A 9,622-nucleotide genomic window follows, 5' to 3' on the forward strand; every position below is an offset into this window, starting at 1 on the left:
AGAGATCAATCAAGTATTTCCATAGCCGAAAAGGGGCGAGGGATCCGCTTCATGCAAAGAAGGGTCGCCACTAGAGGCGAAATTTGAGATAGGTCCTCGTTTCAGGGCTGGGAGATCCTCTTCGTTCCTCACAGCGATCAGCGGGGTTTCAGCTTCTAAGCGTACAGCGGTTCTTAAGATTGCAACTGCTCTAATGCGGAGAATGGCGAACCGACAACGGTCAACGATTACTGCAACTCAGAACTTGTAACTTGCAACTGTAATACACACCCAAAAGGCAGGAAGGAAAAGACAACCTTCCTGCTTTCTCATGAACTATGACTCCTTAGTTCCATTCAGGCAGGCCGGAAATGACCGAGCACGTTCACGGCTAAGCATCAAGCATCAAAAGGGGATTCGTGCGGAATCCACGAGCTCGGCAAAGAGTGCATCCTGTGTCATACGGATGGCTGGAGCAAGCAAATGTCTAGAATGAAATCTTTGACAATTTCCTCCCACAGTGAAGATTTCGAGTCTGACCCTTAGAATCTGAAAACCAGTCGGAGAGTGTAGCTGAGAGCTATCGATAAAAATCGGGTGTCTATTTGCTCATTGCGGGGAGAGTCTTTGCCTCCCATAGACGGGGCTGGGCACCTAACTAGTCAATGCGTTGTAGTGGGTGCCTTCTCATCTGTTCGATTCGACAGTGGTTGGTTCGTTGATTGAGTCTATGAAAGCCTGTGAGGAAGAGTTTGCTTTTGTCAGGTTTATGAGAGCGAATACCATGATGATTACAGCAACCGCCAGTCCTATTGATAGCGCTATGCTCACTTTGCTTTGCACTCTGCCCCAGTCGATTTTCGACATCTCATCACCCAACATTAGTATACCATACTCTCTCAAACAAGCTCACGATCCGTAGCTATCGCTGCATGGCTATAATTATCATCAGGATTGAAATCAACGCATTTGAGCCCGGAGAATTAAAGACTACGGTTATACAAAAAAATCACCAAGGCATTGCCGATGTCCTAGGGGTTTGTCGGGTTCAGTCTTCGTCCTCGCTCTTTCCCAGATCCTCGTCGAAACTGTAGAAGGTTTCGTCCCAGTAGTCGATCGGGCAGATCTCGTCTTCGGACTTGAATACATTCCCCGATCCAACGACCGTGCCGTTGAATTCTTCACCCCCACACTCGCACTCGGTACATCTGTTGAGGTAAAGATCGAGTCCGTGCCAGATGTTGTCGTAGAAGAGGTTGTCTTTGAGTGTGGTTGTGGAAGATGAGTTTATAAGTATTCCGTTTTCGACGTTTTTCGTGATTATGTTTCCCACAAGAGAACCGGTTGCGTCTCCACCGAGCGAAACTCCTATCGTGTTTCCTGTGAATGTACAGTTCTGGATCTGGTACTTGATATCGTTGGTTAGGCTTATCCCCACTCCGTTTCTTTCAAATACGGAGTTCTCTGCAATCACTGTTGCGCTGCCATATGCGTAGATTCCTGCGAGTCTGGTTTCGAGATGATCTTCATTGTCCATTCCGAGATAGCAGGTTATGTGTGAGTCGATTACTTCAATGGTCATTCCGGTGCCGCTGAAAGAGATTCCGAATCTTCCGCCCGCAATGAAGGAGTCTACTATCTTGCCCGAGGATCTCGATACGTTGATTGCCGCGCCGCTCGAAATGACAGTGACGCTCTCGATCGAGAAATTTGCAGCGCCCCTGACAAATATCCCGAGATCTTTTCCTTCTTCGGGTGTTATTATAACCTCGTCTCTGGACGATCCTATAAGCTTGATCTCCTTGCTTACAGTCAGACCCTCTCTGTATGTTCCGGGGAGAATCTTCACCGTATCTCCGGCCTTCGCGTCATCTATTGCTGCCTGTATGGTTGAGTACTGGCCGTCCGGGTCGCCGACCACCAAGATGCCGGCCTCGCCTTGTCCAAGGCTGATCGAGCTTATTACAAAGCATACGAGCAGCACAAAAAGAAGCTTCTTCATGGTAACACCTCCGTCTACTTCTGATCTTTAGTCTAAACCATCTACATGAAATAAGAGAGAACTGTTACTAATAGGGTGTTAAGCATTGCTATCGAGGCGTGGGGTCTTCATCGAAGCGGTGTGTCGGAAAAGGGAATGAGTCCTTCCCGCGAGCCGATTTCGACAATGCAGGTGCTAGAATTTCTTGTCCTCTTCAATGCATGGATGAAGAAAGACTTTCGCTCCATTGTATTTGGGAGGAGAGCAGCAAACTGGGGATGGGGGTGCATCTCGCTCAGAACAGTCATCTGTGAGATCTAATGACATTACAGCGATAGGAGCTCTTCTCGTTGACTGGAACGCTTTGATGAGAGCATGGTTGCAGACGGGCTTCAAGGTGCACACTCTCCACCGCTCTAGCGGGGATTGAAGATCAAGAGCACAGATGAGCGTATTCTAAGGGTCTGTGATATTTTTGAGACTTAGGACTAGACGATCGAACTCCAAAAAAGAAGATGAGGGTAGAGATGAGCTTCGATGCGGGGTTTAGATAGTAGACGAGGAAGCGCTAATCGAGAGTAGCGTTGCAGGCGGGCATTCTTTCTAAAGCAAGGATCGAGATGAAACTTAAGCAAGGGACGAAAGTGAGAGGACAGGAGTTTCATGGAATGTGCTTCGGATGAAAGTTATTTTGCAGAGGGGGCGAAGAGATGAAAAAGATAATTCTGTCAATATTATCTTTGGTCGTTGTGTTGCTGTTGCTTTCGGGTTGTTTCATTTTAGGCCCGACGATAAAGGTGAGTGGACTTGTGAGCGATTTCGAGAAGTATTGGGAAGCGGAGAACTCTGTAGAGCTTGCGGGGCTGTACACAAATCCGGCCGTAATAAACACGGCGTCCAAATCGCACTCGCAGATCATCGATGCCTATTCAAGCAGATTTGAAGGAAGGAACGTCATTCACTTCGACAGGACGAGCAACGTTGACGTTGATTTCAACGAGGGAGTCACGGAAGCCAGAGTGGAATTCAGCGTAGAAATCAAATGGAATTCCGGACCGATTGACTACAGGACTTACATCTGGAGGATTAAGAACGAATCTGGCAAATGGCTCATTTCCAGATCCAACGAGTATTGATTTGTGCTTTCAAGAGAAACGTCCTTCTGTAAGAGCCGCTTAACGCTGGAAAGAGCAAAATACGTTAACCGTCAGCGGTCCTCCGCTCTCCGATGGAGACAGAGAAGACGCTTTGAGTTTTAGAAGAAGCTTCGCGCTAAGAGCCGTTATTGGTGATACGTAGTTAGTGGTTGGCCAAGAGCAAAGAATGGTAAAATCTGGTTTGTCAAAACCAGCTCCGTTCGTCGGCCTGACAATTTCCTGGTCTGGGTTTGCCATGCTCTGGAAATATGACCTTGACCAAGAACAAAGAACAGATCCTCGCTTTGGANNCCGAAGAACAGATCTTTCCTCTCGGACACCCAACGGAGAACTTCTTCTCTTCCAAGCGATAAGCAAACAGCGGTTCTTTGGAGCGTTTACCGGCTTTTAGCCCGCGAAGCGGAACTGGCCACCGAAGGTGACTGACTTTTCTCCCGCCTTCTCGTAAGCGCAGCGAACATCTCGACAATGCTCTTTCTCAATATGATCTTATCGGAGGACGGCTCTTCAAAGCGCACAGCGTCTTCTAGCAAGCGGATCTTTCAGCGTTCAGCGAAAAGCGGCTCTTACATTCGAGATCCCGATCAGTTGCATATCGGGATGACAAATGTTCTTTTTCGTGATTCTTACATGATCCCGGTCAGAATCTTGGTCTTCCCGTGAGCACAGCGAACATCTCGAATTTGCGGATTCTCCCCCTATATACAGTTTTATATTGCCCTTCGCTGGATTTCATTTTTTTGTTGTGAAGCTCCATATTGGGCCGGCTACGCCAGACAACCCCTCGTTTCTTGCAACTATCTTCCAGTAGTATGTTGTGTTGGGCGAGAGACCGCTCTTGGTGTAGCTGTTAGTAGTTCGATTTGATATGAAAAGAGTGGGATTGTGAGCTGTAGAGAGGTAGAGATCATATAGTACCGGATCTCCGTCGGGGTCTCCGCCTTCCCAGGACAGGGTCACCTCGAAGTTCGTATCCTTTGCACCATTTGCCGGGAAGGGACTTGACGGGACGTTGGGGAACGACTTGACCGTTATCGTGAATGTCTTGTCAGTAGACAATCCCTTTTCATCCTCCGCCCTCACTGTCACTGTGATGTTGCCGAGAGGCCCGCTGACTGTCCACTCGTAAAGGCTCCCTGTAATGGTTCCTGGTCCTCCTATTAGCTTGTACGATATAAGATGACCGTCCGGGTCTGAGCTGTACTCGGCAAGGTTGATCTGAAAGTGCTCTTCAATATTCTTGACAATCGTTTCTATAACTCCCCATTCTGGCTTGCCATTCTTGATAGGACAGCCTGTAAGAAAGAAAAAAACAAGTGCCAAAACCACTATCAGGCGAACATTCTTCATCTCATTCTCCTCCACGATCCGAATTAGGAGATGAAATCAATAGTTCGTCCGAAAAGTGAGTACCTATCTACCAAACATCTCCCTATTGATTCTAGAACGGAGCTGGTCGATTCAGTCTCTAGCGGCCAGACTCTCTTCTTGAGAATTCTTCGGAAAAGAGTGCGAACACTTCTTTGTTCGTTTCTGTACGTCTCCATGTGTGGTATAAACGGAGTAGCGGGAGTCGTAGTGCGTGACAACAGAGCTATTCGGTTGTCTGATCATCGTATCATGCGGATAATGATGATTGGTCTCTTCGTGATTAAAAGTCGCTGGTGATATAATTATGGTGCAAATATCTTAACGTCTAAATAGGATAGGTGGAGGTGTTTTATGCTTAAGAAAGGATTGTTACTGGGTGTTTTTGTGGTTCTGTCAGCTTTGATGCTTGCCGGAATCGTTGGTGCAGTGGCCGAGATTGATAAGTACGGTAACGTTCATACGAATATTCCGATGGAAGCAGTTGTTTATGCCGCCATTGAAGCTGGAGATCTTGTTTACGTGACTATGGGCACTACAACGATCATGGTTCCATTCGTAACTACATACGGCGATGTCGACAGGGGACAGCCGNNTGGCAAGGTATTCCGGCGACCATGTTCTTCTTGCCATCAACTATGGCAATTTCGCTCAGACCTACGGACTTGCCGTTGGAGATCTTCTTAATATGGGGCTTATTGAGAAGGGGGCCTATAGGGACGAATTGGAGATCAGACACCTTGTAAGAACGGATGTAAGGGATGATTATGCTAGCGATGAGATCTTTGCAAACTTCAGGGAAGTAACGATTGGAGAGATCGCACCCGGTAAGCTATACAGATGTTCCCATCCTTCAATCAGCGATCCCAGGTCGCCTTACGCATCGGCCCTAATAGAGCAAGCGGGAATCAGGACTGTAATCAATCTCTCCGATTCAGACGAAGAGCTTGCTTCGAACTGGGAGTACTCGGAGTATTACAAGGCAATCGGTGAAGCCGGAAACCTGATAAACCTAAATATGGGAGTAGATCCTCTCGCTGAAGATTTCGCGAAGAAACTTGGAGAGGGCCTGAGATTCATGATCTCTCACGAGCCGCCGTATCTGATCCACTGCGTTGAAGGCAAGGACAGGGCCGGAATCGCCTCCGCTCTGCTTGGAGCGATTATGAACGCAAAGACCGACGAGATCTACGCGGACTATGTCAAATCCTATGAGAACTACTACAATGTGAAGCAGGGAACGGCAGCCTACGATGCAGTGAAGAAGATTATCGCCGATCTCTTCGTTCTTATGAACAATGGCAATCCAGTTGACGATGTCAACGTCAAGAGCGTTGCGCTTGACTACCTGACGAAGAGGGCCGGTCTCACTTACACAGAGATCGCCGCTATTCAAGATATTCTAAGATAAATAGGATACTGAAGGTGTTATTATCGAGAGGCGGTGTTGAGCCGCCTCTTTTGATAGGATTTTGGTGGTGGCTGTATGTGGGATGCGTTGAATGAATTTGAGCTTTCGTTAATGAATTCGCTGAACTCGGCAATATCTGGAGAGGTAATGGATCTGTTCCTTTCTTTTATGCTGTTTCTCGAAAGGGGGGCCCTCGTATGGATACTACTGACGGTCCTTCTCCTCTTCGACAAGAGGTTCCGCAGGGCCGGCTACATGACTTCACTGGGGCTGGGGATAAGTCTGCTTGTCGCCTTCGTTATCCTTAAGCCTGTCTTCGGGAGGTTGAGACCACTCGAGTTTATCGAGGGGTATGCGATAATCTTTCCGATTCCCGAAACTTACTCCTTCCCATCTTCTCCGGTTACTATCTCATTTGCCTACACCGCCGTTCTCTGGAACAACGTCAAGATGCTCAGAGTCCCCCTTGTCCTGCTCTCTGCTTTCATAGCGCTTGCCGAAATATACGTCTATTTCAGTTATTTCTCGGACGTGGTCGCCGGGGTTGTACTCGGAGCGCTATGCGGCATCATTACCGTCGGACTATTCGAGAAGTATACAATTATCAAACCTGAGAATAACGACAAATCCGGAAACTTGCAGTAGTCACTCCACTCTTTCATCGATGCTTACCATTCGACTATGGCTCTAAATAGGTCATTGTCGCCTGGAGCCAATCTCATCAGAGTGCCGTGAAAGGTAAAAGCACAGGAAACGGCGACAACCTTGCCTCCGTTAACACTGGATGCGGCGACGAGCGGAATCGGGGCTGGCGTCTGTAAAACAGGAACCTGTTCCTCCCCGGCCGGAATATACGTTGTGAAAATCGCCGTCGTTTCTGCCCACATTACAACAGAAGCATTGTCTCCACGGTTAGTTTCGTTGAGTTCATCATCGCGATTTTCTGTGAAAGCGAAGAAGAAATAGAATGAGCGGCGAAGTTGTCTGAGGGTATCATGAGTTTGTTTCCGCCGAGGTTATTGACTGTATCCGTTACAAGCCCCCATACGAAGCCTATGCCGGTGCCGAGATGGACTTCAAGACCGCTCCGGTAATAATCGACGCCCTTGTAAAGCGAGCGAAGATTGGGCTTATGGGATTCACTCTTGCCGATGATAAGTATCTCTCAAGCATACGCTGGTGGATGAAGAACATGCGAGACTGGGAGATAGAGAAAGACTGGATAGTTCCTACCTACGGCACGATTCACTCAGTCGCAACGACAATAAGGGCATTCACAGAAGAGGGAGACGGCGTTATCGTACAGCCTCCTGTCTACAACAGGTATGAACAGGCAGTCAGAAGGACGAATCGAGAGATAGTAAGCAATCCTCTGATCTACAAAGACGGAAAGTACTCGATGGATTTCGACGACCTTGAGAGATGCATGAAGGTTGATAAGAACAGGCTTTTCGTATTGTGCAATCCTCACAACCCCATTGCGAAAGTGTGGCGGCCTTCAGATCTAGAGATAATCTCCTCACTTGCTCAAAGATATAACGTCCTTGTCTTCAGTGACGAGATATTCGGAGAGATAACCTTCAACGGCAATTCGACAATTCCTTACGCTAAGGTCGCTGGAAACGAAAGCCACTCGATAGTTGCGACCTCGCTGGGAAAGGTCTTCAATTTCACGGGCGTTAACAATGCAAATATGATTATCCCCGATTCCGAAACAAGAGATAAGTTCAGGGTTCAGCGGGATGCCGATCATTATGGAAGCATAGATCCTCTGACCCACGCGGCGGTATGTGCCGGATACGGACCGAAAGGCTCTGACTGGGTACGGGAGATGAAGAAATATGTTGCTGAGAACATAAACATGATCAGGAATTTCTTTAGAAGCAACATTCCAGATGTTAGAGTATCCGAAGTAGAGGGGTCCTTCGTGATCTGGATAGATTGGCGCGGCCTTCGGTTAGATGATGACGAGCTGCAATCCTTTCTGCTTAATGAGGCATACCTCGACCTAGACCGTGGTATAAACTATGGAATAGGGGGAAAGGGATTCACACGGATGAACGTTGCTGCACCTAGAGGCAAGATAGAGGAATCACTGGGTTACCTTTTCGATGCAGCTGCAAGACGCGGATACCCATTATCTGAGACTTATAACAGGTGGAGGTGAAGATTGATTCTTATGAAGAAACTGATTGAAGACTACTTCGAGCAAAACAAAGGACTCATGATAAGAGACATTATGAGACTGGTAAGAATAAAGAGCGACAGGGAAGAAGCGAAAGAGGGTAGACCGTATGGCGATGGGCCGGCGGAAGTACTGGCTGCAGCTCTGGAAATGGCATCTGAAATGGGATTTAGGACCAAGAATTACGACAACTACGTTTGTGCTGTCGATTTCAATGAACTCGAAAACAAGCTGGACATCCTGGCCCATCTCGATGTAGTACCTGGGGGAGACGGCTGGTCGGTTACGGAGCCTTTCGATCCAGTCGTCAAGGACGGAAAGCTTTACGGTCGCGGAACGATCGACGACAAAGGTCCTGCAGTAGCTGCTCTATACGCCATGAAGGCTGTAAGGGATCTTGACATCCCCCTAAAAGCCGGCGTCAGACTTATTTTAGGAACAGATGAGGAGTGTGGATCATCCGACATACGCTACTACTATGGAATCGAAAAGGAGGCTCCTATGACCTTCTCGCCGGATGCGAGTTTCCCGGTTGTGAATATAGAAAAGGGAGGGCTCCAGGGAAAGTTCGAATCCAGGTTTGAAGAGTCAACCGAGACTCCAAGGGTCGTGAGCTTCAAGGCAGGCATCAAGAGCAATGTCGTTCCCGGTGAAGCATCTGCGGTTGTCGAAGGAATCGATCCTGAAGAGATCAGAGATTACTGTGATGCCGTAAGCGAACTGAGTGGCATCTCGTTCAACTTAACCACTCAGGGGGAAAAGACTACAATCACGGCTAAAGGACTTCAAGGTCATGCTTCGACTCCAGATAAGGGGAGAAATGCTTTGACGGGTTTGCTGGAGGTCATCTCAAGACTCCCGGTTTCTCATAGTACCGGCTTTGAACGGCTGAAAGCTCTGAACTCAGTATTTCCTCACGGAGATTGGCTAGGTGAGGCTGCTGGCGTTGCGATGAGCGATGAACTCTCCGGCAAGCTTACAATAAGCCTTAATATGATGGATTACGATGGTTCAAGCCTCAACGGGACGTTCGATTGCAGGGCTCCTTTATGCGCAACGAAAGAGAACCTCCTTGATGTAATTAAGGCAAAACTGGCCGAGTATGGCATAGTTCTGCAAAACGATGATATAAAACCTCCTCACCACGTTCCCGGTGACTCGGAATTCGTCAAGACACTTCTTAGATGTTACGAAAACTACACCGGAAAGAAGGGATACTGCATCTCGATGGGAGGTGGAACGTACGTTCATCGACTGGAAAACGGTGTAGCATTTGGGAGCACTATGCCCGGCAGCGAAAATAACATGCACGGACCGGATGAATTTGCGGTGATTGAAGATCTGCTGACCAGTGCGAAGATATTCACACAGGCGATAATCGAGCTTTGCGGATGAAGAGCAAAGGATCAGTTGCAAGTTGTGAGTTGTGAGAACAAAAAACGAGGCTAGAGGTTGGTTGTAGGAAAGAGCGGAATAAGACGCAAGGCGCCGGAATGCATCGGCGGACGCAAGGCTGGGAAGAACATCCCAGGTCGCAATGC

General features: G+C 48.0%; 10 protein-coding genes. 6 read left to right on the plus strand and 4 right to left on the minus strand.

Translation table 11 applies throughout. The features are described 5' to 3' along the window. Positions 1 to 666: 666 nt before the first annotated feature. Entirely contained in the window at positions 667 to 846 is a 180-nt protein-coding gene (locus tag B3N33_RS04705; protein ID WP_214060562.1) for a hypothetical protein, read from the minus strand. A gap of 181 nt (positions 847 to 1,027) precedes the next feature. Continuing rightward, positions 1,028 to 1,981, minus strand: coding sequence for a right-handed parallel beta-helix repeat-containing protein (locus tag B3N33_RS04710; RefSeq protein WP_214060563.1), 954 nt, complete (start codon positions 1,979 to 1,981; stop codon positions 1,028 to 1,030). A gap of 689 nt (positions 1,982 to 2,670) precedes the next feature. On the opposite strand from B3N33_RS04710, the gene B3N33_RS04715 reads away from it, so the two are divergent. After that, entirely contained in the window at positions 2,671 to 3,096 is a 426-nt protein-coding gene (locus B3N33_RS04715) for a hypothetical protein (protein ID WP_292592328.1), read from the plus strand. A gap of 753 nt (positions 3,097 to 3,849) precedes the next feature. Here the strand turns inward: B3N33_RS04715 and B3N33_RS04720 are convergent. Continuing rightward, positions 3,850 to 4,467 (minus strand): fibronectin type III domain-containing protein, encoded by a 618-nt coding sequence (locus B3N33_RS04720; RefSeq protein ID WP_292590625.1) that lies wholly within the window; start codon positions 4,465 to 4,467, stop codon positions 3,850 to 3,852. A 492-nt stretch (positions 4,468 to 4,959) separates the two neighbouring features. On the opposite strand from B3N33_RS04720, the gene B3N33_RS13110 reads away from it, so the two are divergent. From B3N33_RS13110 to B3N33_RS04730, 3 genes are all read left to right on the plus strand, one after another. Then, positions 4,960 to 5,172 carry a hypothetical protein gene (locus B3N33_RS13110; protein WP_422655897.1) on the plus strand — a complete coding sequence of 71 codons (213 nt, stop codon included), beginning with the start codon at positions 4,960 to 4,962 and terminating at the stop codon, positions 5,170 to 5,172. Between the two features lies 1 nt (position 5,173). Next, on the plus strand, positions 5,174 to 5,896 hold the full coding sequence (locus tag B3N33_RS04725; protein WP_292592330.1) for a tyrosine-protein phosphatase: 723 nt from the start codon (positions 5,174 to 5,176) through the stop codon (positions 5,894 to 5,896). 75 nt (positions 5,897 to 5,971) lie between these two features. Then, positions 5,972 to 6,541, plus strand: a complete 570-nt coding sequence (locus tag B3N33_RS04730; protein WP_214059793.1) for a phosphatase PAP2 family protein — start codon at positions 5,972 to 5,974, stop codon at positions 6,539 to 6,541. 23 nt (positions 6,542 to 6,564) lie between these two features. Here B3N33_RS04730 and B3N33_RS04735 read toward each other — a convergent pair whose 3' ends face one another. Then, positions 6,565 to 6,783 carry a hypothetical protein gene (locus B3N33_RS04735; protein ID WP_292590623.1) on the minus strand — a complete coding sequence of 73 codons (219 nt, stop codon included), beginning with the start codon at positions 6,781 to 6,783 and terminating at the stop codon, positions 6,565 to 6,567. Positions 6,784 to 6,965: 182 nt separating this feature from the next. Here B3N33_RS04735 and B3N33_RS04740 point away from each other — a divergent pair, with 182 nt between their 5' ends. Next, entirely contained in the window at positions 6,966 to 8,063 is a 1,098-nt protein-coding gene (locus B3N33_RS04740) for a MalY/PatB family protein (protein WP_214059792.1), read from the plus strand. Between the two features lie 12 nt (positions 8,064 to 8,075). Beyond that, positions 8,076 to 9,476, plus strand: coding sequence for a dipeptidase PepV (pepV, locus tag B3N33_RS04745; protein ID WP_292592331.1), 1,401 nt, complete (start codon positions 8,076 to 8,078; stop codon positions 9,474 to 9,476). Positions 9,477 to 9,622: the final 146 nt, after the last annotated feature.

Source organism: Mesotoga sp. UBA5825 (genome assembly GCF_002432955.1).
GTDB lineage: Bacteria > Thermotogota > Thermotogae > Petrotogales > Kosmotogaceae > Mesotoga.